The 26,107-nt window shown below is 68.3% G+C and carries 23 protein-coding genes; 10 read left to right on the forward strand and 13 right to left on the reverse strand.

What is annotated here, in order from left to right; translation table 11 throughout:
• The first annotated feature begins 454 nt into the window (after positions 1-454).
• Complete coding sequence (locus HEQ16_00895; GenBank protein MCO4052631.1) at positions 455-1,468, forward strand: TerC family protein; 1,014 nt, start codon at positions 455-457, stop codon at positions 1,466-1,468.
• Positions 1,469-1,990: 522 nt separating this feature from the next.
• Here HEQ16_00895 and HEQ16_00900 read toward each other — a convergent pair.
• Positions 1,991-4,204 (reverse strand): PAS domain-containing protein, encoded by a 2,214-nt coding sequence (locus HEQ16_00900; protein MCO4052632.1) that lies wholly within the window; start codon positions 4,202-4,204, stop codon positions 1,991-1,993.
• Positions 4,205-4,240: 36 nt separating this feature from the next.
• Positions 4,241-5,179, reverse strand: coding sequence for an S-methyl-5'-thioadenosine phosphorylase (locus HEQ16_00905; protein ID MCO4052633.1), 939 nt, complete (start codon positions 5,177-5,179; stop codon positions 4,241-4,243).
• Between the two features lie 332 nt (positions 5,180-5,511).
• Here HEQ16_00905 and HEQ16_00910 point away from each other — a divergent pair, with 332 nt between their 5' ends.
• From HEQ16_00910 to HEQ16_00925, 4 genes are read left to right on the forward strand one after another with little or no spacing between them, the layout of a single operon-like run.
• Positions 5,512-7,122, forward strand: a complete 1,611-nt coding sequence (locus HEQ16_00910) for an ABC transporter substrate-binding protein (protein ID MCO4052634.1) — start codon at positions 5,512-5,514, stop codon at positions 7,120-7,122.
• Positions 7,123-7,180: 58 nt separating this feature from the next.
• Positions 7,181-8,161 (forward strand): ABC transporter permease, encoded by a 981-nt coding sequence (locus HEQ16_00915; GenBank protein MCO4052635.1) that lies wholly within the window; start codon positions 7,181-7,183, stop codon positions 8,159-8,161.
• Positions 8,154-8,984 (forward strand): ABC transporter permease, encoded by an 831-nt coding sequence (locus tag HEQ16_00920; GenBank protein MCO4052636.1) that lies wholly within the window; start codon positions 8,154-8,156, stop codon positions 8,982-8,984. Before HEQ16_00915 ends, HEQ16_00920 begins: the two co-directional genes overlap by 8 nt.
• Complete coding sequence (locus tag HEQ16_00925) at positions 8,884-9,504, forward strand: L-2-amino-thiazoline-4-carboxylic acid hydrolase (GenBank protein MCO4052637.1); 621 nt, start codon at positions 8,884-8,886, stop codon at positions 9,502-9,504. Before HEQ16_00920 ends, HEQ16_00925 begins: the two co-directional genes overlap by 101 nt.
• Before the next feature lie 6 nt (positions 9,505-9,510).
• Here the strand turns inward: HEQ16_00925 and HEQ16_00930 are convergent, their stop codons facing one another.
• Positions 9,511-10,707, reverse strand: a complete 1,197-nt coding sequence (locus HEQ16_00930; GenBank protein MCO4052638.1) for an MFS transporter — start codon at positions 10,705-10,707, stop codon at positions 9,511-9,513.
• A 506-nt stretch (positions 10,708-11,213) separates the two neighbouring features.
• The gene (locus HEQ16_00935) at positions 11,214-12,167 is read right to left on the reverse strand and encodes a ring-cleaving dioxygenase (protein ID MCO4052639.1); all 954 of its coding nucleotides are present in this window, start codon (positions 12,165-12,167) and stop codon (positions 11,214-11,216) included.
• 652 nt (positions 12,168-12,819) lie between these two features.
• Between HEQ16_00935 and HEQ16_00940 the strand changes: the two genes are divergently transcribed.
• A complete protein-coding gene (locus HEQ16_00940; protein MCO4052640.1) occupies positions 12,820-13,101 on the forward strand; it encodes a hypothetical protein in 282 nt (93 codons plus the stop codon).
• A gap of 66 nt (positions 13,102-13,167) precedes the next feature.
• The gene (pcaF, locus tag HEQ16_00945) at positions 13,168-14,379 is read left to right on the forward strand and encodes a 3-oxoadipyl-CoA thiolase (GenBank protein ID MCO4052641.1); all 1,212 of its coding nucleotides are present in this window, start codon (positions 13,168-13,170) and stop codon (positions 14,377-14,379) included.
• Between the two features lie 57 nt (positions 14,380-14,436).
• Here the strand turns inward: pcaF and arsJ are convergent, their stop codons facing one another.
• The 3 genes from arsJ to HEQ16_00960 form a co-directional block, all read right to left on the reverse strand.
• Positions 14,437-15,705 (reverse strand): organoarsenical effux MFS transporter ArsJ, encoded by a 1,269-nt coding sequence (arsJ, locus tag HEQ16_00950; protein MCO4052642.1) that lies wholly within the window; start codon positions 15,703-15,705, stop codon positions 14,437-14,439.
• Between the two features lie 102 nt (positions 15,706-15,807).
• Positions 15,808-16,134, reverse strand: a complete 327-nt coding sequence (locus tag HEQ16_00955) for a hypothetical protein (GenBank protein ID MCO4052643.1) — start codon at positions 16,132-16,134, stop codon at positions 15,808-15,810.
• Entirely contained in the window at positions 16,131-17,162 is a 1,032-nt protein-coding gene (locus HEQ16_00960) for a phosphotransferase family protein (protein MCO4052644.1), read from the reverse strand. Before HEQ16_00960 ends, HEQ16_00955 begins: the two co-directional genes overlap by 4 nt.
• 223 nt (positions 17,163-17,385) lie before the next feature.
• On the opposite strand from HEQ16_00960, the gene HEQ16_00965 reads away from it, so the two are divergent.
• Positions 17,386-18,147 carry an SDR family oxidoreductase gene (locus HEQ16_00965; GenBank protein ID MCO4052645.1) on the forward strand — a complete coding sequence of 254 codons (762 nt, stop codon included), beginning with the start codon at positions 17,386-17,388 and terminating at the stop codon, positions 18,145-18,147.
• Between the two features lie 66 nt (positions 18,148-18,213).
• Here HEQ16_00965 and HEQ16_00970 read toward each other — a convergent pair whose 3' ends face one another.
• From HEQ16_00970 to HEQ16_00995, 6 genes are all read right to left on the reverse strand, one after another.
• Positions 18,214-19,434 (reverse strand): deoxyribodipyrimidine photolyase, encoded by a 1,221-nt coding sequence (locus HEQ16_00970; protein ID MCO4052646.1) that lies wholly within the window; start codon positions 19,432-19,434, stop codon positions 18,214-18,216.
• 114 nt (positions 19,435-19,548) lie between these two features.
• Positions 19,549-20,388, reverse strand: a complete 840-nt coding sequence (locus HEQ16_00975) for a 3-keto-5-aminohexanoate cleavage protein (GenBank protein MCO4052647.1) — start codon at positions 20,386-20,388, stop codon at positions 19,549-19,551.
• Positions 20,389-20,395: 7 nt separating this feature from the next.
• Positions 20,396-21,022, reverse strand: a complete 627-nt coding sequence (pcaG, locus tag HEQ16_00980) for a protocatechuate 3,4-dioxygenase subunit alpha (GenBank protein MCO4052648.1) — start codon at positions 21,020-21,022, stop codon at positions 20,396-20,398.
• A gap of 3 nt (positions 21,023-21,025) precedes the next feature.
• Complete coding sequence (pcaH, locus tag HEQ16_00985; protein ID MCO4052649.1) at positions 21,026-21,751, reverse strand: protocatechuate 3,4-dioxygenase subunit beta; 726 nt, start codon at positions 21,749-21,751, stop codon at positions 21,026-21,028.
• Positions 21,752-22,022: 271 nt separating this feature from the next.
• Positions 22,023-22,883: a shikimate dehydrogenase gene (locus HEQ16_00990; GenBank protein ID MCO4052650.1), complete on the reverse strand. Its 861-nt coding sequence runs from the start codon at positions 22,881-22,883 to the stop codon at positions 22,023-22,025.
• A gap of 522 nt (positions 22,884-23,405) precedes the next feature.
• The gene (locus HEQ16_00995) at positions 23,406-24,437 is read right to left on the reverse strand and encodes a substrate-binding domain-containing protein (protein ID MCO4052651.1); all 1,032 of its coding nucleotides are present in this window, start codon (positions 24,435-24,437) and stop codon (positions 23,406-23,408) included.
• 275 nt (positions 24,438-24,712) lie between these two features.
• Here HEQ16_00995 and HEQ16_01000 point away from each other — a divergent pair, with 275 nt between their 5' ends.
• Together HEQ16_01000 and HEQ16_01005 are read left to right on the forward strand one after the other, a co-directional pair.
• Entirely contained in the window at positions 24,713-25,714 is a 1,002-nt protein-coding gene (locus HEQ16_01000) for a hypothetical protein (protein MCO4052652.1), read from the forward strand.
• Positions 25,662-26,087, forward strand: coding sequence for a hypothetical protein (locus HEQ16_01005; GenBank protein MCO4052653.1), 426 nt, complete (start codon positions 25,662-25,664; stop codon positions 26,085-26,087). Before HEQ16_01000 ends, HEQ16_01005 begins: the two co-directional genes overlap by 53 nt.
• The last annotated feature ends 20 nt before the right edge of the window (positions 26,088-26,107 follow it).

Below are 26,107 nucleotides of genomic sequence, written 5' to 3' on the forward strand. Positions count from 1 at the left end.
GGATCAAGACGAGCATCCCGCACCCGGGATCAACGGATTGAGACGAAATCTACACAGTAAGGCAAGGCTCGTGACAGTAAGGCAAGGCTCGTGCCGACTTTCTCCTCATCTCTTGATGCGAGCCGCAGGGCCAGCAGGCAGAAGGACGCCGCTATTTCAGGCATCTGCCGCCAAAATAAGCAAGGCCTTCACCAGCGGCTTCACAGGCCCTGGTGCGGCGGGGCGCCATGCCTTCTGGCTTTTTTGACTCCAGGCGATGCAATTGCACCTTTTCGCCCGATTCAATCATGGCGAAAGCTTGACATGGACCACGCACGCACCATGTGCATTGGACTGTTGGTGACCGGGCCCCTCTGGCGGCTAGGCGTTCCGTGGATTTCATCCGGACGCCCCGTGATGTCGGAACCAGCTGCGCATCTGACGCATCGATTGAACATTTCACGGAACGGAACCCATGCCTGAATTTTTTCTGGCCGAGTGGCTCGGCAAACCGCTTTGGATGTGGACAGGCTTCCTGTCAATCGTCATCGCCCTCCTCGCCTTCGACCTTGGCATCTGGCACAAGGACGACAAGGAAATGGGCATAACCGAAAGCCTCTGGCTGTCGGCTTTCTATTTCGCCTTCGCGATTGTCTACGGGGCTGGCGTGTGGTGGGCCTATGAGGCCGGAGTCATCAAGACCTCGGACAACACCCATGCCGGCATCACCTTCTTCACCGGCTATTTCATCGAAAAAGCCCTGTCGATCGACAATGTCTTTGTGATTTCGCTGATCTTCGGCTTCTTCGCCATTCCCCGCAAATATCAGTATCGCGCGCTCGTCTGGGGCATCCTGGCCGTCATTATCCTGCGCGGCATCATGATCGCGGTCGGCGCAGCGCTGGTTCAGAACTACAGCTGGATCCTCTACTTCTTCGGCGCCTTCCTCATCGCCACCGGCATCAAGATGCTGATCGTGCCGGAGGGCGATCCGGACGTGTCGAAAAACCCGGTCGTGAAGTTCATGAAGAAGCACATGCGCGTCACCGACCAGTTGCATGCGCAGAAATTCTTCGTGCGCCAGCCCGACACGCAGACCGGCCAGATGGTGCTGTGGGCGACCCCGCTCTTCCTGGCGCTGGTCGTGATCAACATCGCCGACCTTGTCTTCGCGGTGGACTCGGTGCCGGCGATCTTCGCCATAACCACCGACACCTTCATCGTCTACACCGCCAACATCATGGCCATCCTCGGCCTGCGCGCGCTCTATTTTGCGCTGGCGGCGATGGTTCACCGCTTTCACTACCTCAAGTACTCGCTGGCGATCGTGCTGGTCTTCATCGGCCTCAAGATCTTCTGGAACAACCTCGTGGGCAAGTTCCCGCCCGAGTACTCGCTGGGCATCACCATCGCGCTGATCGCGGCCGGCATCTTCTACTCGCTGTGGAAGACCCGGAACGATCCGGCAGCTCCCCGCCCGGCGGAGTGACGCCAGGCCGTCGATGGCCATCCATGAGGAAGGGCCGCCCCTGCATGGGCGGCCCTTTGCTTTTGCCGGTCGCCAGACAGCGCGGCTCACGAACAGGGTCGGGCCGCGCGACCAGCTCAACCAGGGTTCCATCGAAATCGAGGAAGAAGGCAGGGCGCTGACAGGACAGGGACGTCCAGGAGCGGGATTCAAACATCGGCCAAGGGAGTCGTCTGCGCCTCATCTGCTCATGCCTTGCCGAGATCCCCCGGCTCGCGAGGTCCGAAGCCCTGCCGCCGAAGAGGCGGGAACATGGTTGGGCTCAAAAATGCGAGGGTTGCGACCCGTCAGAGCCGCGGAGCCTGAATGCGTGAGCGCAGCCAAGGTTGCGGTTGCGCTGGAGGCGACAAAGCTGGATGTCTCGAGCGGACAAAAGCGGCGACGCAGCCGTTTTCCGGGGCTCCATGCCTTGCCTGACCGCAGGAGGCATTTGTCCGCCAGAACGGGGGCCCAAAAGGTGGACTGCGACGGAGCGCGTCGGCGTCAGGACAGGCTCGGCGGAGCGATCTGGGCGCTCAGCATGCAGATCACCCCGCTCTCGGGAAACTCGATCCGGACCTCGCCGGCGAGATCTGCCCCAAGCACACCCTCGACCAGACGCGATCCGAACCCACGCCGGCTGGGCGGGGTCACGGGCGGCCCGCCGCTCTCCGTCCAGACAAGCGACAGGCGCGGGCCTTCGAGGGACCAGACGATGTCGACGCGGCCGGCTTCGGTGGAGAGCGCGCCATATTTGCCTGCATTTGTGGCAAGTTCGTGCAGGCACATCGTCAAGGCCAGCGCCGCCTTGGCCGGAAGCGCGGCATCCGGCCCCGAAAGCGCGACGCGGTCCGAGCCCGGATCGAAATGGGCGGCAAGCGCCTTCTCGATAACGGCGCGCAGGCGCGCTCCTGACCATTCGTCCCGCACCAGCAGATCATGTGCGCCGGCGAGCGCGATCAACCGGCCGTTCAAGGCTTCGCGCGCCTCCGGCTTCGCATTGTCGCCCTTGAGCGTCTGCGAGGCGATGGCCTTCACCGTGGCGAGCGTGTTCTTGACGCGGTGGTTGAGCTCCTCGACCAGGAGCCGCCTGTCGGCTTCGGCCTTCTTGCGGTCGGTCACGTCGCGCACCGTGCCGACGACGCGGACCGGCAACTCGCCGTCGAAACTGGCGTCGCCATGGGCGATCATCCAGCGCGTCCGCCCGTCGATCCGGTTGATGACCCGGTATTCGACGACGAAGCGCCGCGACCCCGCAGGATCGAGCGCGGCGGCGAGGAAGCTCTCCACCGGCGCCACATCATCGGGATGCAGCCCGGACAGGAAGGTGTCGTTGGTGATGGCCTCGTCGTCCGGAACGCCCCAGATGCGGCGGACCGCCTGGTCCCATTGCAGCGCGCCGGTGCGCGGGTCGAAATCGAAGACGCCGAGTTCGCCTGCGACCAGCGCGGAAGCAAGCCGCGCCTCGCTTTCCTGCACGCGCATTTCCGAGCGCCGACGTTCGCTCAGATCCACGAAGCTGATGGCGATGCCGTCATCGACCTTGGCGCAGATCGCGCGGATGTAAAGATCCAGCCCCTCGTGCTGGTAGGTGAACTCCCGCCTCCAGGGCTCGCCGGTCTCGACGACGCGGGCATAGGCATCGAAGAGGCCTTCCTCGCGATTGCCCGGCATCTCTTCCAGCAAGCTTCGCCCGACGAACCAGTCACGGGGTTTGCCGGCGATCCGCGCCCCGGCGTCATTGACGTAGCTCCAGCGAAAATCGGCGATGGCGCCGCCTTCGTCGCGTACGCTGTCGAGCACCATGAAGCCGTCGATCGAGGTTTCCTGGACGGCGCGAAAGCGTGTCTCGCTCCGGCGCAGCGCCGCTTCTGTGGCCGTCATCTCGGTGATGTCGGCCACGACGTCGATGAGCCGCTCCACGGAGCCGTCCGGGCCGCGCTGGGAAACCTCCGTGTGTCCGAGCAGCGACAACACAACGCCATCGGGCCGCCTGATGCGGTAGCGCACCTGCAGCCGGTCCTGCTTGGCGAGCGTGCGGCAGACCTCATCAGCCACTCCGGCATCATCAGGATGCAGCGCAAGTCGCCACTCGTCCGCCGGGCCGCCGACCGCGCCATACGGTCCCGGAAGGGCGAGCCCGAACAGGCTCTTGCCCTCATCCGACCAGATGCGGCGCAGGTTCACCAAATCGGTCTCCCAGGCGCCGATCCGGCCCACCCGCAGGGCGGACCGGTAGCGGATCTCCGTCTCGCGCAGGTACTGGGCCATTTTCTGCTCTGCCGTGACATCGCGGAACAGCAGCGCCACCTGCCGCTCAGGCAGCGACTTGGTGCGGAATGCATAGACGTCGAACCAGCGGCCCATAGGCTTCGCATCGTGGCGAAAGCGCGTGGCCTCGCCGGTGCGCGCCACGCGCCCAAAGACATCGAACCAGAAGGCTTCTAGATCCGGCACGAGAGACTTGATGGTCTTCCCGACCACGTCCGTTAGCCCCGTCTGGCATGCGAAGCCGGCGTTCACGTCGATGAAGAGGTAATCGGTCGCGCGCCCCGCCGCGTCGAACTCCATCTCGATCAGGGCAAAGCCCTGGTCGACAGCCTGGCAGAGTTCGCGGTAGAGCGTGGGATCGGCGCCGGGGGCGCCTCGCCCGACGGCGTGACCGACCCCTCGGGCAGGCTCCGTGCTGTCTCCACGATCAGCGAAGTCGTCGCGCATCAAGTGGGCCCTGCCATGGCATGTGAATGACGTAAATCACGAGTTCGCGATCGCGCAAGCCGTCGAGCCCGCATCGGGCGGCAAGCTGCGAGCAGCCCGCTCAAGCCTCAGCACCCGGCCGGCCACGGCGTCGAGCTTCGCCAGCAGCGCCGGATCACGCGCGTCGGGCCTGGTCATGATCGCGCCGTCGAGGGCGCGGTCAGACTTGACCGGACAGGCCTCATGCTCGGCGGGGAAATCGCGCGCCAGCCGGGCGATCAGCCTCGCCGCGCTCGCCGCGTTGGACTTCACCGTGGCGATGACGGCCGCAACGTCCACGACGTCATGTTCGGGATGCCAGCAGTCGAAATCGGTGACCATCGCCACGGTCGCATAGGTGATTTCGGCCTCACGTGCGAGCTTGGCCTCCGGCATGTTGGTCATCCCGATCACATCATGGCCGCTGGCCCTGTAGCCTTGCGACTCGGCCAGAGACGAAAACTGCGGTCCCTCCATGCACAGATAGGTTCCGCCCGTAACGGCAGGCACATCCTCGTCGCGTGCGGCCTTGGCGAGGCGCGCCTGCAGCAGCGGCCCCACCGGATGCGCCATCGAGACATGGGCGACGCAGCCAGCGCCGAAGAATGAGCTTGCCCGGCGAAAGGTCCGGTCCACAAACTGGTCCACGAAAACCAGAAGCCCCGGATGCAGCTGCGCCTTCAACGAGCCGCAGGCCGAAAGCGCCACGATGTCGGTGACGCCCATCCGCTTCATCGCGTCGATATTGGCCCGGTAGTTGATGTCGGAGGGGGAAAACAGGTGCCCCCGGCCATGACGCGGCAGGAACACCACAGTGGTGGCGCCGATGCGCCCGATGCGCAGGGAGTCGGATGGGGCGCCCCAGGGCGTCGCCACCGTGCGCTCCTCCACATCCTCCATACCCGGCAGATCATAGACGCCCGAGCCTCCGATCACGCCCAGGATTGACTTCACCATGCCTCACGCTCCCTGTCGGCCGGCAACGCCGATCTCCACACCTCACCATGGGTCAATCTGGCCCGCTCCGCAATGGCAAGGCGACGGGGCCAGCCAACGGCGCCGTGCTTGGTCCGGCGCTCGGGCCATGGCGTCCACCAGCGGGGCCGTGGCGGCATCGGCAGGAAGACCCGCGCTGAGGCCAGGGCGACCTCGCCGGACATCCCCGGCTGAAGCCTGCGATCATCGTGACCGGGTTGGCTTGCCGCGCGCCATGCCGTGCTTCGCCTTGCCTCCTGGCGAAAAACGCGCACCATGAGGCCAGCCCATCATGGCGAAGCGGAGGCTGGCACATGCAACGGACGCGGCGGCAGATCCTTTCAAGCGCAGGCGCGACGATGGCGGGGCTGGCCATGCCGGCGCTGTCTCGCAGAAGCTGGGCCCAGGGCGCGCCCCGTCAGGGCGGCATCCTCACCGTGGCGGCCGACACCGAGCCGCGCAACCTCAATCCCGCCATGGTGGCGTCCAACGGCGTGTTCTATGTCGCGTCCAAGGTTATCGAGCCCTTGGCGGAAATGGCCGAGGGCGGCGACGGGCTCGCTCCGCGCCTCGCCACCTCCTGGCAGGGCGCTCCCGAAGGGCGCAGCATCACCTTCACGCTGCGCGAGGGCGTATCCTGGCATGACGGGCGGCCGTTCACCTCGGCTGATGTCGCCTTCAGCGCCATGCGCCTGTGGAAGCCGCTGCAGAATCTCGGCCGCGTCGTCTTCAGGAACCTCGAGGCCGTCGACACACCCGATGCCCGCACGGCGATCTTCCGCTTTTCCGAGCCCACGCCGTTCCAGCTCATCCGCAATGCCCTGCCGGGGCTCGCCAGCGTCGTGCCGAAGCATCTGTATGAAACGGGGGACATCGCCGCCAACGCGGCCAATGCGCGGCTGGTCGGCACGGGGCCTTTCCGCTTCGCCGAACACCGTCCGGGCGAGTTCTACCGCCTCGATCGCAACGGCGCCTATTGGGAGGCGGGCAGGCCCTATCTGGACCAGATCATCTACCGCGTGCTCCCCGATCGCGGCGCCATCGCTGCCGCCCTCGAAGCCAACCAGATACAGCTGGCCGCCTTTTCGGCCGTGCCGCTGGCCGATCTCGAACGCCTCGCCAAGGTGCCCGGCATCGCGGTGATCCCGCAAGGCTATGACGGCATCACCTACCAGCTCACGGTCGAGATCAACCATCGCCGCAAGGAACTGGCCAATCCACTGGTGCGCCGGGCCATCGCCCACGCCATCGATCGCAACTTCGTGGTTGACACCATCTTCCTGGGCTACGCCAAGCCGTCCAACGGACCCATCCCGGCCTTCGACAGCCAGTTCCATGCGCATGACGTGCCTGCCACCGCGTTCGACCGACGCCGGGCCGAGGCGCTGCTGGACGAGGCCGGGCTGCCGCGAGGCGCCGGCGGCATGCGCTTTGCGCTCCGGCTTCTGCCGGCGCCCTGGTTCGAGCAGACCCGGCAGTTCGGCGACTATCTGCGCCAGACCTTGCGCGCGGTCGGCATCGACGCCCAGATCGTCAACAACGATCCTGCGGCGCATCTGCGCGCGGTCTACACCGATCACGCCTTCGATCTGGCCGTCGGCTCGCCGGTCTATCGCAACGATCCGGCAATCTCGACCACCATCCTCTATGAAAGCGGATTGCCGGCTGGCGTGCCCTTCTCCAATCAGTATGGCTATGCCAGCAGCGCGATGGACACGCTGATCCGGTCTGCGGCCGGAACCGTCGACGCTGGCGAGCGCACCCAGCTTTACCGCGAGTTCCAGCGGCTGGCGGGCGCGGAGCTGCCGCTGATCCATGTCGCCGAGTTCACCTTCGTCACGGTCGCACGCAAATCGGTAATGAACGTAGCGAACAACCCGCGCTGGGCCACCTCGCACTGGTCCGACACCTGGCTCAGCCCATGACGCGGCTGCCCCGCAGCACGCGGCGTCCACGCTCCCGGACCGGACGGGCGCGCACGCGATGACCCGCGCCGCCCGCATCATCCTGCTGCGCCTTCTGAGCATGGCGCCGACCCTGCTGGTCGTCGCGTGCGGCGCGTTCCTGCTGCTGGAATTCGCGCCCGGCGATGCCGTCGATGCGTATCTGGCGCAGACCGGGGGCGATGCGGGCTACGCGGCGGAGTTGCGGCGCTCGCTTGGGCTGGGCGGAACGGTGCTCGAGCGTCTGTCAGGCTTCCTTCTGTCGCTGGCATCGCTGGATCTTGGCCGCTCGGTCATCTTCTCCCGGCCGGTCGCCAGCGTCATCGCGGAGCGGCTGCCGAACACGCTGCTGCTGATGGCGACCACCACGCTGCTCGCCGGCGGCATGGGCCTCGCCCTCGGCATCGTGGCGGGGCGCAGGCCCGGATCATGGACGGACTGCGCCGTCTCGACGGCCGCGCTGGGGTTGCTTGCGCTGCCCAATTTCTGGCTGGCGCTGGTGCTGGTCGTGGCCCTTGCCGTGATGTGGCCGATCTTTCCCGTCAGCGGGCTTGGCGGCGTGACCCTGGGCGCGGGCTGGCTGGGAAGCGCTGTCGAAACAGCCCGGCACCTGGTCCTGCCGACCCTGGCGCTCGGCGCGGGCTACATCGCGCTGTACCTGCGCACGGTGCGCGCCGGCATGATCGAGGCATGGAGCGCCGACCATGTGCGTGCGGCACGGGCCAGAGGCCTCGCCGAGCGCGATGTGCTGAGGCGGGGCGTAGTACGCCCGGCGCTGCTGCCCACGGTCGTCGTTGCAGGCCAGAACATCGGCACGCTGGTGGGCGGCAGCGTGGTGGTCGAGACCGTCTTCGCCATTCCCGGCATGGGCCGGCTCGCCTTCGAGGCCGTCACCGGGCGCGACACGGCGCTTATGGTGGGCGTGGTGATGACCGCCACCTTGCTCGTGCTGGCGATCAACCTCGTCGTCGACCTCGCGCTCGCCCGGCTCGATCCGCGCATCGGGGCGGCCGATGCGTGACTCGGCAGCCTTGACGGCGCTGTCCCATCCCGCCGGGCTGGCGGGCGCGGTCCTGCTGCTGGGCGCGGCCTTGATGGCGCTCGCCGCACCCTGGCTACTGCCGGCCGATCCCTTCGACATCGTGGGCCGGCCGCTGCTGCCGCCCTTCGCCCTCGCCGGGCATCCGCTCGGCACGGATCGCCTCGGGCGGGACATGCTCGCCATGATCGTGCATGGCGCGGCGCCAAGCCTGCTCACCGCGCTCGCAGTGGCCGCGGTCGCGCTTGGCGTGGGGCTTGTGGCTGGCGCGCTGGCGGGCATGCTGGGCGGCTGGGCCGATGAAGCCATCATGCGAGTGGCGGACGCGCTGCAGACCGTGCCCTCCTTCGTCGTCGCATTGGCGGTGGTATCCGTGACCGGGCCTTCGCTGGCGGGGCTCGTGGCGGCGCTCTCGCTCAGCGCCTGGACCGGGCCGGCCCGCATCGTGCGGGCCGAGGTGCTGCGGCTGCGCGAGGCGCCCTTCGTCGAGGCCTCGCTCCTGCTGGGGCGAAGCCGCGCTGCGGTCGCCCTCGAGGTGGTGCTGCCCAATGCGCTGAACGTGGCGCTGGCGCTGGTGGCGGTGATCGTGGCCGGCGCGCTGCTCTCCGAGGCGGCGCTGTCCTTTCTCGGCCTTGGCGACCCCAACCGGCCAAGCTGGGGCGCGCTGATCGCCGAAGGCCGGCAGGTGATGCGGACAGCCCCCCATGTCATCATCGCGCCAGGCGTTGCGCTCTTTCTCGCCGTGCTCGCCGTCAGCCTCCTGGGCGAGGCTGTCTCGCAAGCATTGTCCAGGCGCAACAGCTGAGGAGCCCTCCATGCCTGCTTCCGCCGAGACCCTGCGCCGCGAACTGGCCGACGCCTTCCGCAACCGCGCCCATCTGTATCGTCTCATGCTCGATGTCATCGGCGAGCGGCATGGGCCGGCGGAGGCCGAGGCGATCCTGATGGAGGTCTGCGAGCGGCGCGGACGCGAGGTCGCGCCGCTGCTCTTCGGCGGAATGCAGCCCGAGCCCGAAGCCGTTGCGAGACGATTTCTCTCTGTGAGCCCCGATGGCGGCGACCTTTATCCGCATGACGCCGAAGCGGCGCCGGGCCGCTTCACCATCGCGGTGCATGCCTGCCCGCTCAAGCAGGCCTGGCTCGATTCAGGCCTTGCCGCCGACACCGTGGCGACGCTGTGCCGCATCGCCGGAGCCTTCGACAAGGGCCTGTTCGAGGGGGCGGGGCTCGGCTTCGAGAACTCGACCTGGAGCGAGGCGCGCGGCGGCGGCTGCTGCCGCATCACCCTGCGCGCGCCGGAAGGCGGCAAGGTCCCCGTAGCCTGAAACTGCTCAGCGCGCCTTTGGCAGCAGGAATGTGAGCAGGCCCACCGCCGGCAGCCAGGCGCAGAGCTGGAACACCTGCACGATGCCGATGCGGTCGGCCAGAACGCCGAGGCCGGCCGCGGCCAGCCCGCCCAGCCCGAAGGCAAGCCCATAGAACAGGCCGCCGACGAACCCGACCCGGTGCGGCACAAGATCGATGGCGTAGATCAGGATCGAGGAGAAGGCGCTCGCCATGATGAGGCTGATGATGACGCTGAGCACGCCGGTCCAGAACAGGTCGGCATGGGGCAGGATCAGCGCAAAAGGCAGCGAGCCCAGGATCGACAGCCAGATGACGCGGTCGCGCCCGATCCGGTCGCCCACCATGCCGCCGATGATCACGCCCAGCGCGCCGACCACAAGATAGAGGAACAGCATCAATTGCGAGAGCTGCACCGTCACGCCGAAGCGCTCGATGAGATAGAAGGTGTAATAGGAGGTGAAGCCCGAAGTGTAGGCGTTCTTCGAGAACAGCAGCACGATCAGGATCGCCATGGCTAGCGCCACATGCCCCGCCGGCAGACGCGACGGCGCGGCCTCGGCGGCGTCAGCGGCGCGCGATGCGGCCTGCTCCTTGCGCAGCGCGACATAGCGCCGGGCCGTCCATCTCATCAGCACCATCGCAGCCAGCGCCACGATGGATATCCAGGCCAGGCTCGTCTGCCCGCGCGGCACCACGATCAGCGCCGCCAGCAGCGGACCCGCCGCATAGCCGGCATGGCCGCCGATCTGGAACACGCCCTGCGCGAGGCCCTGCTGACCGGCCGAGGCATGGCGCGCCATGCGCGTCGCCTCCGGGTGGAACACCGCCGAGCCGAGCCCGACCAGCGCAGCCGACAGGAGCACCATCCCATAGCTTCCGGCAAAGGCGAGCCCGAGCAGGCCCGCCAGTGTCGATCCCATGCCCGCCACCATGGCATAGGGCCAGGGGCGGCGATCCGTGAGGTAGCCCAGCAGCGGCTGCAACAGCGAGGATGTGACCTGGAAGGACAGGGTGATGAGCCCGATCCGCGTGAAGTCGAGCTGATAGGCCTCCTTGAGAAGCGGGTAGATCGCTGGGATCATCGACTGGATCAGGTCGTTGAGCAGATGCGCGACGCTCAAGGCGGCGAGCACGGGCATCAGCGGACGGGCGGCGGCCGGAGCCAGGGGAAGCGTGGTCATGTCCGTTAGCTTTCCGCGGCCAGACCCGGCCGGTCAATGCCGCAGCAGTGCAAGCCGCGCATGGCCCGCATCATGCTGATGCGGGCCAGAGCGACGCGGCGGCTGCAGAAGGGGGCGCGCGGGCGGCCTGGGCCACTTGCAGTCACCAGGCGTTTGCTTGGCGGTGATGGCGATGCCGCTCCGCAGGCGAGGACCGGCGGAGCCTCCGTAACGATGGGTTGGCCATCGGCGAAATGAGCGTCTGCACTTGCGGTCCAAGGGGCCCTTGGCCGCGCGCGAAACGACGCGTCGAAGGAAACCGAGATCTGAACGTCCACGAGCCTGACACGTCGAACCCTGATGGCACCCGGCGCGCGTGGCCGGCGTCGCGCGGCGCCGCAGCCCGGCAAAGGCCGGGGCGCGTGGCCTCCAGGCTGGATGCGGAAGCCGGGCTTCCCGGCAGCATGATCCTGCATCGGGTCGAGGCCAATGGCGTCCGCATCAGGAACCGGGCCCCTCCTGACGGCTCAGACCGCGAGAGGAACGAGCCCCCGCTCGATGGCGGCGCGGCGCGGCTCGAGGAAAGGCGGCAGCGCCAGCTTCTCGCCAAGCGTCTCCATGGGCTCGTCGACATCGAAGCCCGGGCCATCGGTCGCCAGCTCGAAGAGGATGCCGTTCGGCTCGCGGAAGTACAGCGAGCGGAAGTAATGGCGATCGACCGGCCCGCTATTGGGATAGCGCGCGGTCGACAGGCGCGCCGCCCAGGCATCGTAATCCTCGAAGGTCGGAATGCGCAGCGCCAGATGATGCACCGCGCCCGCCCCCTCGCGGGCGACGGGCTTGTGCGGCTCGACAGCCACATGGAGCTCCGCCGCAGGCCCGCCTGCGCCGATGGCATAGACATGAAGCTCGCCATCGGCGAGGGCAGCGTCGCGGAACTGCCCTGCCGGGGACAGGCCGAGAAGGCGCTGCAGCACCATGTCGGTGGGCTGAAGATCGGGCACGCTCAGGACCATCGGCCCGAGGCCCCGGATCTGATGATGCGGCGGAACGGAGCTTTTCTCCCAGATCTCGCCATCCCCTTCGCCGCCATCGTCGACAAGCATGAGACGCTGACCCTCATGATCCTCGAAATCGAGGACAAGCCGGCCGTTGCGCTCCACGACGCCGCCATGCGCGATGCCGGCGGCGGCGAGGCGCTGCGCCCACCATTCCAGCGCGGCCTCGCCCGTGACGCGCAGCCCCGTGCGGATCACCGAGCGCGTGCCACGCTGTGCAGGCGGGACGGGCCATTGGAAGAAGGTGATGTCGCTGCCGGGGCTGGCGCGGCCATCGCCGTAGAACAGATGATAGGCCGAGGTGTCGTCCTGATTCACGGTGCGCTTGACAAGGCGCATGCCGAGCACCTGCGTGTAGAAGCGGTGATTGGCGGCCGCATCGGCGCAGATGGCTGTGAGATGATGAAGGCCGGTGAGGGACATGGGTGCGCTCCTGTGGGCCCGACATGGGCGCCGGGTTCATGCCTCGCAGATAGGGTCCGCCCCGGCCGGTTTCAGCGCCACGGGGGCCGGCACGAGCTTGCACATCTGCAAGGAACTGGCAGGTGAAGCTTCGGCAGAGCATCATGCATCCAATCTTGCCATGCGCATCGTCTCTCAAGCGGTCTGATCATCATCATGCATACAATACGCGAGAGCGCGGATGCATCCGGGTGATGTGCCGAGCAGCTGACCGGCGAACGACGACTGTCGTGTGCAGTCCCCGGACGTGGCGCAGCTTCTGATCATCACTGGCTGCTATGGGGATGAGCCCGGGCGGTTTCGTCAGGCCGCGACGGCGGGCAGGCTGGTGAGGGGACGATCGCTCATCGGCGCGATGGTTTCCAGCGTCATGCAGCGTGCGCGCTGGACGGCCCCTTCATCGTTCCGTTCGAGCAGGATGGCGTCGGCGCGGCGAGGATGCGCCCGGGCTTGAGCGCAAGCGGGCGCTGCGCCATCATGGTCCATGCCCCTTGCGGCCAGGAGGCCCGGCCAGGAGGCCCGGCCAAGAGGCCCCGCCCGGCATGCTGGAGTGGCATGCTGGCAGGCAGTCTGGCTTGGGAGTCTGGCTTGGCAGCGCGCGGAGAACCGGCTGATGCAACCTTTGTCCGGGCTCCTTGTGCTCGATTTCTCCACGCTGCTGCCGGGTCCCATGGCCAGCCTGCTGCTGGCCGAGGCTGGCGCCGAGGTCATCAGGATCGAGCGGCCCGGACGCGGCGAGGACATGCGGGCCTATGCCCCGCTCTGGGGAAGGGACAGCGCCAGCTTCGCCCTTCTCAACCGGGGCAAGGCCTCCCTCGCGCTTGACCTCAAGGACCCTGCCGACCGCGCCCATCTCGGACCGCAGCTGAGCCCGCGCCGGGATCGGCCATGTTGACGCGGCCGGGCCGGGCGGTCTCTATGGCGGCGCGGTCGCAGGGTGCGCCCGGTCAGGAGAAGGCTGATGACGCTCCGTGCCGTCTTCATCTGCGACAGCGCGCGCACGCCCATCGGGCGCTATGGCGGCGCGCTGGCCCGTGTGCGCGCCGATGATCTCGCCGCCGTGCCGATCCGCGCCCTGCTGGCGCGCAACCCGGGGCTGGACCCTGCCTCGATCGAGGAGGTCCATCTCGGCTGCTCCAACCAGGCCGGCGAGGACAACCGCAATGTCGCGCGCATGGCGCTGCTGCTGGCTGGTCTGCCAGCGAGCGTGCCGGGCGTGACCCTCAACCGCCTCTGCGCCTCGGGGATGGATGCGGTGGGCGCGGCGGCGCGCGCCATCATGGCCGGCGAGATCGAGCTCGCCATCGCCGGTGGGGTCGAGAGCATGAGCCGCGCGCCCTTCGTGATGCCGAAAGCCACCGAAGCCTTCACCCGGACGAACGAGGTGCACGACACGACCATCGGCTGGCGTTTCGTGAACCCGCTGATGAAGGCACAATACGGCGTCGATTCCATGCCCGAGACTGCGGAGAACGTCGCAGAGGCGTTCGGGATCAGCCGCGAGGATCAGGATGGCTTCGCGCTCCGCTCCCAGCAGCGCGCGGCCAGCGCCGCAGCAGCCGGGATCCTCGCCGGGGAGATCGTGGCCGTGGATGTCCCGGCCGGCCGAGGCGCCAGCCAACCGGTGGCCACGGACGAGCATCCCCGCGCCGACACCACTCTGGAGAGCCTGGGCAGGCTGAAGCCTTTCGTGCGCAGCCCCGGCACCGTAACGGCCGGCAACGCTTCCGGCGTCAATGACGGGGCGGCGGCGCTGCTGCTGGCCGGCGAGGCGGCCGTGGCGCGCCATGGGCTCGTGCCGGTGGCGCGCATTCTGGGCATGGCCACGGCCGGCGTGCCGCCCCGCATCATGGGCATCGGGCCCGTGCCGGCCACGCAGAAGCTTCTGGGCCGGCTGGCGCTGGGCCTGGACCAGTTCGACGCCATCGAGCTCAACGAGGCCTTCGCCAGCCAGGCGCTCGCCGTGCTGCGCGGGCTCGGGCTGGATGAGGCCGATGAGCGGGTCAACCCGCATGGCGGGGCGATCGCGCTGGGCCATCCGCTCGGCATGTCTGGCGCGCGCATCGTCATGGCGGCGGCGCGGCAGCTGGTCCGGACCGGCGGCCGCCATGCGCTGGCCACGCTGTGCGTCGGCGTCGGACAAGGCGTCAGCCTTGCGCTCGCACGGGCCTGAACGCCTTGGCCCGCGCCCGGCAGCGACCCGAATCTTCGCCCGAAGGCCAGCGCAGTGTCAGGGGGAGGCGGGTTCTTGCGCGTTCCCTGGCAGCCACTGCGTCGCCAGCCAGCAGGTCGCCAGCATGAGGCCGGAGCCGATCAGGCAGGCCTGAAGCCCGCCCCACTGGTAGAGCAGGCCGGACAAGGCGGTGCCCATGAAGCGCCCGGCTGCATTGGCGGCATAATAGAACCCCACATCCTCGGCCGCCTTCTCCGAGCCCGCATAGGCGAGGATGAGATAGGAGTGCACCGAGGAGTTCACCGCGAAGATGGCGCCGAACAGGCACAGTCCGGCCACCAACACGATGTCGGGCCGGGGCGGGCCAAGCGCCAGCACGAGCGCCAGCGCAAGCGGCACGAGCGTCAGCGCCAGCGACCAGGCCCGCGCCGCCGGCGCCTCACGCGAGAGCCCGTCGGCGCTGCGCCGCACCACCGCCGGGGCCGCAGCCTGAACGAGCCCGTAGCCAATGGTCCACAGCGCGAGGAAGGCCCCCACCATGGGAAAGGTCCAGCCGGCCGCATAGAGGAACACCGGCACGCCGACCACGAACCAGACATCGCGCGCGCCGAAAAGCCCGATCCGTGCCAGCGCCAGCAGGTTCACGCCGCGGCTCTTGCCGAACAGCTCGCGTGCGTTGCTGCTGGCCCTGGCCCTGCCCTTGAGCGGGGGCAGCGAGAGCACGACCCCGGCCAGCACCAGCGCCAGCGCGCCCGCCATGAGCCAGAGCGAAAGCCGGAAGCCGAAGGCCTCGAGCAGCACGCCACCAAGGAAGAAGCCCGCGCCCTTCATCGCGTTCTTGGAGCCGGTGAACCACGCCACCCAGCGGAAAAGCCGGCCCTCGGCGCCGGATTGCGCCTCGACGGCAGTGAGCTTGATCGCGGATTTGGAGGCGGTCTTGGTCAGATCCTTGGCGATGCCGCAGACGCCTTGCGCCAGCACCACCCAGCTCACCAAGAGGGCCGCCTCCCAGCCCGGATTCATGGCCGACAGGATCACGAACCCTGCAATCTGGGTGGCGAGCCCGACGATCAGCATGCGGCGGATGCCATGCCGCGTCGCCAGCCAGCCGCCGATCATGTTGGCGCCGATCCCGGCCGCCTCATAGAGCATGAAAAGAACGGCCAGCGTGAAGGGCGAGTAGCCCAGCTTGAAGAAGGTGAAGAGCACGAGCATGCGCAGCGCGCCGTCGCTGAGCGTGAAGCCCCAGTAGGCAGCGGTGACGATGGCATAGTTCCGCGCGCCCGCGCCCGGCCCTCCGGCCCCGCTGCCGCCAGCCCGCGCCATTGCCGCACTCCCGTCCAAGATCGTCAGCCCCCCTTACGCCCGATCTTAAGGGCGCCGCACATGACATTATGACGACAGCGCCGCCCGGGCGAGGCCCCGGCTTCAGCCTTCGCCGGCCAGCGCCGCCGGATTTGAGATGCGCACGCGCCCGATCGCGTCCGCCACAAGTTCGGCATGGAGACCTGCGTCGGCATCGGCCGAGCCGGCGCGCAGCGCGGCGCAGAGCGCAGCCCGTGCCGCGTCCGCGGCGTCGGCGGCATCGCCGCCCCGCGGCGGGGCCTCGCCCAACTCGCGCAACGCCATGCGCAGGGCGCTGGCCGCCATCAGCGCCTTGTAACGTGCCTCGCCCGCGAGCTGGGGCACGAGTTCGGCCGCGATGGTGCGCTCCACCTCTGCGATCAGCGCAAGGCCCGTGGTTTCCGGTTTCATGCTGGCCTCCATTGCGCAGGGGCCGTCATGTTGAGCACGGCCAGCTCCAGTTCGGCAGCGATGCGCGCCGTGAGCGCATGTTCTAGCGAGGGCTCGCGGCCGGAGGCATGGCGCTCGCCCTGCTGCAGCGCGATGACCGCCCAGCGCAGATGCGCCATCACCTCCCAGTAGCGCACCGCGTCCCCATCGATCGGCAAGCCCCCGCCTGCTGCATAGCCGCGGTGGAAGGCTTCGCGCGAGCCGATCCCGCCAGCCTCGAGCCGGTCGCGCCCGAAGCGCCAGCAGCGCGCGCAGAACCAGCCCAGATCCGCCATGGGGTCGCCCCAGCCGGCGAACTCCCAGTCCAGGATGGCTGTGAGACCCGCGCCATCCACCATGTAGTTGCCGGTCCGGAAATCGCGGTGGACCAGCGTGATCCGCGATGGCGCCGGCGCATGACGCCCGGCCCAGCGCAGGCCCCATTCCAGCGCAGGCCGCACCGCCCCCATGGCGTCGAGCGCGCCGCGCAGGAAGGCGACCTCGGTGCGGGCGGGATCAACCGGCGGTGGGCCAAGAAAGGGCAAAGCGGCGTGGGCGCTGCCATCGGCCGGCGGCCTTGTGGCATGGATCAGGGCGAGTTCCTTGCCGAGCCGCTCGACAAGCGCCTCGCGGTCGCCGCCCAGCGACAGGTCCTTCACGATCCTGGGCCCGAAGGCCACGCCCTCGACCTTGGCCATCAGGGCGAAGGGGCCGGACAGCACAGACGCGTCGTCGCAGAAGGCCACCGGCTCCGGCACCAGAACCCCGGCCGCCCGCGCCAGCCGCAGCAATGCGAACTCCTCGGCCCTGCCATGGCTTGCGCCGATCGTGGCGGGCGCATCCTTGCGCAGCACGAAGCTGCGCGGCCCCGAGGCCAGCGCCGCCTCGACCAGCCAGTTCTCCTGGATCGCGCCGCCCGACAGCCGCGAGATCGTGAGCGTGTCGACCCGCTCGCGCAAGGTTGCGGCCAGCCAGGCGGCAAGGCGCGAGCGGGCGCCTTCATCCATCACGGACCTCTCGATGCGCACTGCTTCGCCCCGTCCTCGTCATGTGCCTCAGCCCGCAAGGGATGCACGCCTGCCCTGCGCCGCGCAAGCGCTGGGCCGATGCTCCTGCTTGACATGGGCCGCGCTGTTCCATGATCGAACCACAGGCCATGCCGCCAGATTTGGCGGTGCGGGCCCGGCAGGCTCATGTATATCGATGGCGATCATCAGAGAAAAAGGAGCTCCCATGGCTGGCGCCATCTATCCCGATCTTGCGGGCAAGACCGTTCTCGTCACCGGCGGCGGCAGCGGCATTGGAGAAGCCATCGTCCGGCGCTTCGCCGCGCAGGGCGCGCGGACCGGATTCATCGACATCGCGCGCGAGCCGTCGGAGGCGCTGTTGGCGGACCTCAAGGGGCAAGGCCGCGACGTGGCGTTCGCCCATGCGGACCTCACCGACATCGAGGCCCTGCGCGCCGGCATCGCCGGGCTGCGGGCGGCGCTGGGGCCCGTGCAGGTGCTCGTCAACAATGCCGCCCATGACCAGCGCCATGCCACGCTCGCCGTGACGCCCGAATACTGGGATGACCGCATGGCGGTGAACATCCGCCACCAGTTCTTCGCGGCGCAGGCCGTGCTGCCCGACATGATCGCGGCAGGCGCTGGCTCCATCATCAATTTCGGCTCGACCTCGTGGATGATCGGCCAGGGCGGCATGGCGGCCTATACGGCGGCGAAATCGGCGGTGCTCGGGCTCACGCGCTCGCTGGCGCGCGATTTCGGCAAGCACAACATCCGCGTCAACAGCATCGCGCCAGGCTGGATCATGACCCAGCGCCAGATCGACCTGTGGCTCACCCCCGAGAGCGAGGCCGAGCTGATGCAGCGCCAGTGCCTCAAGCGCAAGCTCGTGCCGGACGAGATCGCCAGCGCGACGCTGTTCTTCGCCTCCGACGAGGCCAGCGCCTGCACGGCGCAGCAATACATCGTGGATGGCGGGTGGGTTTGAGGCCCGGCCCCGCCGCCGCCCTTTCACGGCCGCTTCGCCCGCAGCCTGAACGGACGCGCAGCGCCCTCAGGCCGCCGGCGCAAGCTCCGCGAGCAGCCGGGGCATCTGCTGCTTGACCTTGAAGAAGCCTGCGGTGGCGTGGGGCCAGATGGCGCTGTCCCAGTCGCGCCGCCATTCGCACAGCGCGATGCCGCGCGCAGCGAGCGCGGGCTGGGCCTCCACCAGCCAGTCGCGCACCGGGCCTTGCGCGACATAGGGCGTGACGATCTGGCTGGCTCCGGCCTCGGCCGCCCACCGCGCCAGATCGGACACGGGTCCCGCATGCAGCCTGACGGGAGCCGGGCCGGCCCGCCTGGCCGCGTCGGCCAGCGCGCCCTCATCGAACATGGCCACAGCCCCGGCCACTGTCCCCGGCGAGCGCAGATGCGTGGCCGACAACGTGGCGCATGAGACGATGGCGAGGCTCGGCAGATCGAACTCCTCGACAAGCCCGTCCTCGTCGGTGATCAGCAGCGCTGTCGGCTGCCCCTCGCGCGGAGCCGTCACCGACCGCAGCGGCAGCAGCGGCGGCAAGCCGTCGGGCTCCTCCGCCTCCAGCCCCTGGACCACTGTCGCCAGGTCGCTGTCGCGCGGCGAGAAGCGCTGGCCTGTAAAGGTCGCGATGTTCCAGGCCTGCGCCTGATAGGGCTTGCCGCGCGTGTGCAGGCCCGCCACCCAGCGCCAGCCCAGCATGTTCGACGCCGCATCGCCATCGATGAGGTGGCGATGGAAGAAGTCCGCCCCCAGGCGCCAGGGCAGGCCGAAGGTGAAGATCCAGATCGAGGCGAACCACATCCGGGCATGGTTGTGCAGATAGCCCGTCTCCACCAGTTCCTCGGCCCAGGCATCGAAGCATGCGAGGCCGGTTTCCCCGGCCTGGGCGCGGGCGACCTCCCCCCTCAGGCGCCTGTCCGCGTCCATGGCGGCGATGTCGCCGCGAAGACCGGCGGCATAGCTGCGCCAGGCCTGCGGGCGGCGCTCGAGCCAGCCCTTGAAGTAGCTGCGCCAGAACACCTCCTGGATGAATTTTTCGGCCTCGTCCGGCCCGTGCGCCGCCAGCGCGGCGGCCACCACCTCGCGCTCGCTCAGCAGCCTGCGCCGGATATAGGGCGAAAGGCCGGAGACGGCCCGGTGCGCTCCGGGGCCATGGTCATGGTTGCGCCCTTCGGCATAGCGCCGCCCCATCCGGGGAACAAAGGCACGCAGGGCATGGAGACCCGCTTCGCGGCTCGGGTTGAGGGGTGACATCGAAGCGGCCTTTCGCGTGACAGCCGCGTAGATCGTCGCCCGTGCGCACCCGTTCAATGCGGTGCGACGCCGCGTCGGCTGCGGCGCGGACCTCGCCCGCCGCGCGCGGGATTGTCAGGCCGGGCGCAGGCCCAGCATCTGGCGCGCCTGCCGCCAGGTCGCGACCTGGCGTCCGTGACGCGCGCAGATTTCAGCAGCTCGCCGCACCAGCGCTGCGTTCGAGGGCGCGAGGCGCTCCCGATCGAGCCGGACATTGTCCTCCATGCCTGTGCGCGTGTGCCCGCCCCGGGCGATGGCCCATTCGTTGAGCAGGATCTGGGCCGGCCCGATGCCGGCCGCGCACCAGAGCGCATCGGGCGCAAGCCGCTTCAGCGTGGCGATGTAGATGTCGAGTATGGCCTCGTCCGCCGGCATGGCGTTCTTCACGCCCATGACGAACTGCACATACAAAGGCCCCTTGAGCCGGCCATCCGCCGCCATGCGCGTGGCCTGCACGATGTGGGACAGATCGAAGGCCTCGATCTCGGGCTTCACCTCATGGGCGATCATCTCGCTCGCGAGCCAGTCCACGAGATCGGGCGGATTCTCATAGACCCGGGTCGGGAAGTTATTGGAGCCGACCGAGAGCGAGGCCATGTCGGGATTGAGCTTCAGCATGCCGCCGCGCTCGCGCCCCGCGCCGGAGCGCCCGCCTGTCGAAAGCTGGATGATGAGGCCCGGACAATGCTTCTCCAGCCCCTCCTTGAGGCGGGCGAAGCGCTCGGGATCGGAGGTCGGCTTGCCATCGTCGTCGCGCACATGGCAATGCGCGATCGCCGCGCCGGCCTCGAAAGCCTCATGCGTGCTCTCGATCTGCTCGGCGATGGTGATCGGCACGGCCGGATTGTCCGCCTTCGTCGGGACGCTGCCAGTGATGGCGATGCACAGGATGCAAGGTGTCGCAGCTTCGCTCATGGCGGCCTCAGATATCGAGAAACACGGTTTCGCCATCGCCCTGGAGGCGGATGTCGAAGCGATAGACCGCTTGGCCCTCGCCGGGCTGGCGGCGGGCAAGCAGGGTCTCGCGGCGATGCCCCTGTTCGATCAGGTTGAGAACCGGATCGGCGGCATTGGCGGCCGCTTCGTCGGAGAAATACAGCCGGGTGTTCAGCCCGATGTTGATGCCCCGCGCTACCAGCCACAGACTGATGTGCGGAGCCATGAGCCGGCCAGACCGGTCGCGCACCGGGCCGGGCTTGATGGTGTCGAATTGCCAGAGCCCGGTGTCGAAATCCGGGATGACGCGCCCCCAGCCCCTGAAGCCCGGCGCCACCTCGGCGCAGCGCGGATCGCCCGGATGGGGATGGATGCCGTTGGCGTCGGCCTGCCAGGTTTCGATGAGCACGTCCTTCACCGGCGCGTCCGTGCCGTCGCGCACCACGCCCTCGATGCGGATGCGCTCCCCGGCCGCATTCGGCCCCGCTATGTCGAGCCCCAGCTCATTGCGATAGATCGCGAAGCCTGCGGCGCCGGGCGCCAGACCGATATGAACGAACGGACCAGCCGTCTGCGAGGCGGTCTCCTTGAGTTCGGGCAGGGCTTGAGGCATCTCTCAGTTTCCTTCCAGCCGGTTCTCGAACAGGGTCGAGCGGGAGCCGCGCAGCACGATGTCGAACTTGTAGGCGAGGCAATCGAGCGGCACGGCGGCGTTCATGTCGAGCGGGGCGATGAGCTGCTCGATGGCCCGCGGGTCCGGGATGGAGCGCACGATGGGGCAGCGCTGGATCAGCGGATCGCCCTCGAAATACATCTGTGTGATGAGCCGCTGGGCGAATCCCGCGCCGAACACGGAGATGTGGATGTGCGCCGGCCGCCAGTTGTTCACCCAGTTGCGCCAGGGATAGGCGCCAGGCTTGATGGTGCGGAAGGCATAGGAGCCTGCTGCATCGGTGATGGTGCGGCCGCAGCCGCCGAAATTGGGGTCGATGGGCGCAAGATAGCTGTCCTTGCGGTGCCTGTAGCGCCCGCCGGCATTGGCCTGCCAGATTTCCACCAGCGTCTGCGGCACCGGCCGGCCGCACTCATCGAGCACGCGCCCATGCAGGATGATCCGCTCGCCGATGGGATCGCCGCCATGGGCGTAGTTCCGGATGAGGTCGGCATCGAGCGGATCGATGTCGCCATGGCCGAAGACCGGGCCCGTGAGCTCCGACGGCGTGTTCTCGATCGACAGCAGCGCCAGCCGCGGCGAGCGGGCCACGGAGGTCTTGTAGTCAGGCGCAAGCGCCGGCGGATGCCAGGTGCGGTCGCGCTGGAAGAAGGCGGCGGGTCCGGTCATGTCGCGTCCTTTCGAACGGTGCTGGCGTCACGCCCATGGCAGGCCATCGCCAGGATTGGGCAAGGCGTGTCTCGACACGCGAGGGTTGGGCAAGGCGTGTCTCGACACGCGAGGGTTAGAAAAGGCGTGTCTCGACACGCGAGGGTTAGAAAAGGCGTGTCTCGACCGCGGGCAGTCTGATGGATCGGCGACCGCCGATCCACCTTATCTTCGCCGGTCAAGGCGCGGCGGTCGCGCACATTCGGCATGGCGGCGATGACGGTGCTGCCGATCATGCGGCCTCCGGTTCCAGCAGCGCCGCGCGCAGGCGTTCGTCATTAAGCGGCAGGCCGGTGAAGCGGGCCCAGGCATCCACGCCCTGCGCGAAGAACAGCTCATAGCCCGGGATGATCGCGAGCCCTTCGGCCTCGGCGTCACGCAGGAAGGCGGTGTCGACCGGCGTGTAGACCGCATCGAAGGCCCAGGCAGCGCCCGCCATCGCGGCCTGGGCCAGCGGCGTGCCGCCGAGCCCCACCATGCCCACGGGCGAGCCGTTGACGAGGCCGCAGGCCCCCTGCGCCAGCGCGGCCGGGTCGCGTCCTGTCTCGATGTCCAGCCCCGGCGCGCCCGTCGCCAGCGCTGCCGCCAGCGCGTCGGCCTTGGCAAGGTCCGGATCGGCGATGGCGAGCTGGTCGAGGCCGAGCGCGACAAGCCCGAAGGCGATGGCCTTGCCGACGCCGCCCGCGCCGATCAGCAAGGTCCGCCCTGGCGGCGCCGCTCCGCGCAGGCGGCGATAGGCGGCGATGAAGCCGGTATGGTCGGTGTTGTAGCCGCGCGGGCCATCCGGTTCGAACACCACGGTATTGACCGCGCCCATGGCCTTCACCAGGGGCTCGTCGATGCGCACCTTGGCGGCCACGCGCTCCTTGTAGGGGTAGGTGACATTCACGCCGCGATAGCCGCCGGCGGCGCAGAAGGCGAAGACATGGTCGAAGTCCATGCCGAGCTCGCGCGGCACGAGAAGATCATAGCTCACGGGATGGCCCACCTGACGACCCGCAAGGCGGTGAAGCTTGGGCGATTGCGAAGCGGCGATGTTGTCGCCGATCAGGCCAAGCCTGATGCGCGCATGGTCCATGGCGGGGGCGCTCATCGTCCTCAACCTCCGAAGACGCGGCGCGGATGCGGCATGGAGCGCCCGGACGCCACAGGCAAGGTTGGACAGGCAAGGCGAGGGCGGAAGGGCAAGCGGATGAACGGCATCGCCACATAGTGCGTCAACTGCTGGTGCTTCGCCAGTCCCACCCGTCCGCTTCCCGCAGAGGAATCAGCCCCAGACCCCGGAGACCACGCGCAGCCAGTTCCCGGACATGATCTTTTCAATGTCGGCCGCCTTGCAGGCGCGGCGCGCGGGAGATCGCTGTCGCCAGGCGCGGCGAGATCTGCCAGAAGGCCGGGCGGCTGATGCATGACCTGTCGCCCGTGGCCGGCGTGGACCTCGCGCTCCATGCCGGCGAGACGCCGGGGCTTGTTGGTGAGTGCGGCTGCGGCAAGTGCACGCTTGCCGCAGCCGCTCCTGATCCATGGCATCGGCGATGCGGCCAGCCGCCAGCGCCGGGCCCGCTGCGCCCTGAGCGCCAGCATGGCAGCGGCGTCAGGGCGCAGCTGGCCTGGTTCAGCGCGCAGCGCCCGCTTTCGTGGCGGCCTCGCCTGCCAGCGTCGAGGCGCGCGCCACCAGACTTCCCGGCAGGCGCAGATCATGCGGGCCGGGGTGAGGCTCGCGCGACTGCTTCGCCCGCACCATGACGGCGTCGACGATGGCGGCGATCGGCTGCCGGACTGTCGTGAGCTGGTAGCGCGGCCATGATGCCATGGCGATGTCGTCGAAGCCCGCCACGGCCACATCCTGCGGCACCGAAAGCCCGCATTGATCACGCAATGCGTCCATGCCGCCTGCGGCAAGGATGTCGTTGGCGAAGAACACGGCCTCGGGCCGGCTCGACAGCGACAACTCCTGCGCGGCCTTCCAGCCCGCCGTGTAGCTGTATTCCCCTGCGCTCAGCGCATCCGTCAGGGTCATGCCGTGCTCGGCGATGCGGGTGATGAAGGCGTCCCGCCGCTCGCGGGCGATCACGGTATGGGCAAGCCCCCCGACATAGGCGACCTTGCGCACGCCCAACTCATGAAAATGGTCGGCCACCGCGCGCGTTCCGGCCACGCTGTCGCAGGTGATCGAAGGCAGGTCGGTCTCCGCCGCCACGCGGTTCACGAGAATCAGGCGGCGCCCTTCGGCCGCCCACAGCAAGTCCTTCGCCGACAGCACCGTGGCGGAGATGACGATGAGCAGAGGCACATTGTAGAGCCTCAATGCGGCCAGCTGCTGCTTCACGTCGGCGCCCTGCGTGACATTGAACAGCAATGTCTGGAGACCCGCCTGTTGAAGCGACTGCGTCAGCCGCTCCAGAAGCGCGAAATAGAACGGGTTCCTGAGGTCCGAAATGACGAGGCCCACCACATCGCGCTGGAGACCCGCAAGGCTGCGGCCCACCGGATGGGGGCTGTAGCCAAGGCGCTCCGCCGCCGCGATCACACGCGCGCGCAGCTGGGGTGAGATGGAGGCTCCCGGCGTGAAGGCGCGTGAAACCGCCGACTGGCTGACGCCGATCAACTCGGCAAGGTCGCGGGAGGTGAGGGGTGAGTCGCTCATGGCCGCCATGAAACATAACGTGCATCATTGATGCAATAGTCCGCAGCGAGCTTTATGGTGCCAGACATGGGGGATTTCAGCTCATGTCACCCAATAATGGTGTTGATATTGCAATGGAATTACTCCTGAAGGCTCGAAAATGAGTCGAAATCCTGAAGCGCGAGAAAAGAATCACGCGGCATGTTGCATCGGCATTCATATCAATCTACGATCCTCGCAACTCGCAGATGTCCGGAGGTCCGGACGGACAAGACGAGACGGGAAGGAACAAGGGCATGTCGGGCCGTGCGCTGCATGGTATCCGCGTCGTTGACCTGTCTGAATCGGTGGCAGGGCAGTATTGTTCGCGGCTTTTTGCGGATTTCGGCGCTTCGGTCACGTTGATCGAGCCGCCTGGCGGTTCGGCAATGCGACGCAAAGGCCCGTTCTCGGCCACAACCGGGGCCTCGCTGACGTTTCTGCATCTCAATTCAGGCAAGTCTTCCGTTGTCCTTGGGGCGTCGTCTGCGGAGCTTCAGGCGCTTGCCGCCTCGGCCGATGTCGCGATCCTTCCGAACGCAGAGCGCAGCGCCCTGCCTTTTCCGGCCACGACCATCACCGTCGACATCAGCGATTTCGGGCGCGAAGGGCCACGCGCAGGCTGGCGCGGCCCCGAGATCGTGATCCAGGCGCTGTCCGGCATGATGTTCAACAATGGCGCTGACGGACGCGAGCCGCTTTACGGCTGCGGCGAGCGCTCTTCCTACGCCGCTGGAGTGGCCGCCTATATAGGAGCGTTGGCGGCGCTTCTGGCCCGAGGGGCGGACGGGCCCGGCCAGCATGTCGAGATTTCGGCTGCGGAGACCGCAGTCGCGATGGGCTTTCCCTTTCCCTTCCAGCACATCTACAGCGGCACGCTCCGCCGCCGCGCCGACATCTCCAACCCTTGCGGGCAGGTCCTGTGCCGCGACGGCTGGGTGTGCATCTGGATCTACAATCATCGCTGGACGCGATTTTGCGAGACGGTGGGCATCGGGCACCTGATCGACGACGAGCGCTTCACCGATCCCGTGATCCGCCGCCGCAACTGGGCCGCGCTCTTCGCGATCATCCAGGCGCGTCTTGCCGGCGAGGATGCCGAGGCGCTGGTCGACACGCTGCAGCGCGCCGACATCATCCTTCATCGTCGCCGACGAGCCTGTCTCCGCGCTCGACGTCTCGGTGCAGGCCCAGGTCATCAACCTCTTGCAGGACCTGCAGGAAAGCCGGGGGCTCACCTATCTGTTCATCGCTCATGACCTCGCTGTGGTGCGGCACATCGCCACCAGCGTGGCCGTGATGTATCTGGGCCGCATCGTCGAAATGGGCCCCAAGCACGAGATCTATGCGACGCCGCATCACCCCTACACGCAGGCGCTGCTCTCGGCCGCGCCCAACCCGGACCCGGACGCGCCCCGCCGCCAGATCGTGCTGCGCGGCGATGTGCCGAGCCCCAGCAACGTGCCGCGCGGCTGCGCCTTCAACAGCCGCTGCCCGATGGCCACCGCGCGCTGCCGGGAGGAACGTCCCGAACTCAGGGCGGTGGGCGCACGCCATGCGGCGGCCTGCCACCATGCCGGGCCCAATCCGATCCGCCTTGGCGAAGCATCGGGCATGACGGCCCTTGCCTGAAGAGCGGCGGGACTGCTGGC

It is taken from the genome of Bosea sp. (in: a-proteobacteria), assembly GCA_023910605.1.
Classification (GTDB): domain Bacteria; phylum Pseudomonadota; class Alphaproteobacteria; order Rhizobiales; family Beijerinckiaceae; genus Allobosea.

Excerpts from the sequence above, each read along its gene's own strand:
- HEQ16_00895 (MCO4052631.1), top strand. The coding sequence starts at position 455 with ATGCCTGAATTTTTTCTGGCCGAGTGGCTCGGCAAACCGCTTTGGATG.
- HEQ16_00900 (MCO4052632.1), bottom strand. The coding sequence starts at position 4,204 with ATGCGCGACGACTTCGCTGATCGTGGAGACAGCACGGAGCCTGCCCGA.
- HEQ16_00905 (MCO4052633.1), bottom strand. The coding sequence starts at position 5,179 with ATGGTGAAGTCAATCCTGGGCGTGATCGGAGGCTCGGGCGTCTATGAT.
- HEQ16_00910 (MCO4052634.1), top strand. The coding sequence starts at position 5,512 with ATGCAACGGACGCGGCGGCAGATCCTTTCAAGCGCAGGCGCGACGATG.
- HEQ16_00915 (MCO4052635.1), top strand. The coding sequence starts at position 7,181 with ATGACCCGCGCCGCCCGCATCATCCTGCTGCGCCTTCTGAGCATGGCG.
- HEQ16_00920 (MCO4052636.1), top strand. The coding sequence starts at position 8,154 with ATGCGTGACTCGGCAGCCTTGACGGCGCTGTCCCATCCCGCCGGGCTG.
- HEQ16_00925 (MCO4052637.1), top strand. The coding sequence starts at position 8,884 with ATGTCATCATCGCGCCAGGCGTTGCGCTCTTTCTCGCCGTGCTCGCCG.
- HEQ16_00930 (MCO4052638.1), bottom strand. The coding sequence starts at position 10,707 with ATGACCACGCTTCCCCTGGCTCCGGCCGCCGCCCGTCCGCTGATGCCC.
- HEQ16_00935 (MCO4052639.1), bottom strand. The coding sequence starts at position 12,167 with ATGTCCCTCACCGGCCTTCATCATCTCACAGCCATCTGCGCCGATGCG.
- HEQ16_00940 (MCO4052640.1), top strand. The coding sequence starts at position 12,820 with ATGCAACCTTTGTCCGGGCTCCTTGTGCTCGATTTCTCCACGCTGCTG.
- pcaF (MCO4052641.1), top strand. The coding sequence starts at position 13,168 with ATGACGCTCCGTGCCGTCTTCATCTGCGACAGCGCGCGCACGCCCATC.
- arsJ (MCO4052642.1), bottom strand. The coding sequence starts at position 15,705 with ATGGCGCGGGCTGGCGGCAGCGGGGCCGGAGGGCCGGGCGCGGGCGCG.
- HEQ16_00955 (MCO4052643.1), bottom strand. The coding sequence starts at position 16,134 with ATGAAACCGGAAACCACGGGCCTTGCGCTGATCGCAGAGGTGGAGCGC.
- HEQ16_00965 (MCO4052645.1), top strand. The coding sequence starts at position 17,386 with ATGGCTGGCGCCATCTATCCCGATCTTGCGGGCAAGACCGTTCTCGTC.
- HEQ16_00970 (MCO4052646.1), bottom strand. The coding sequence starts at position 19,434 with ATGTCACCCCTCAACCCGAGCCGCGAAGCGGGTCTCCATGCCCTGCGT.
- HEQ16_00975 (MCO4052647.1), bottom strand. The coding sequence starts at position 20,388 with ATGAGCGAAGCTGCGACACCTTGCATCCTGTGCATCGCCATCACTGGC.
- pcaG (MCO4052648.1), bottom strand. The coding sequence starts at position 21,022 with ATGCCTCAAGCCCTGCCCGAACTCAAGGAGACCGCCTCGCAGACGGCT.
- pcaH (MCO4052649.1), bottom strand. The coding sequence starts at position 21,751 with ATGACCGGACCCGCCGCCTTCTTCCAGCGCGACCGCACCTGGCATCCG.
- HEQ16_00990 (MCO4052650.1), bottom strand. The coding sequence starts at position 22,883 with ATGAGCGCCCCCGCCATGGACCATGCGCGCATCAGGCTTGGCCTGATC.
- HEQ16_00995 (MCO4052651.1), bottom strand. The coding sequence starts at position 24,437 with ATGAGCGACTCACCCCTCACCTCCCGCGACCTTGCCGAGTTGATCGGC.
- HEQ16_01000 (MCO4052652.1), top strand. The coding sequence starts at position 24,713 with ATGTCGGGCCGTGCGCTGCATGGTATCCGCGTCGTTGACCTGTCTGAA.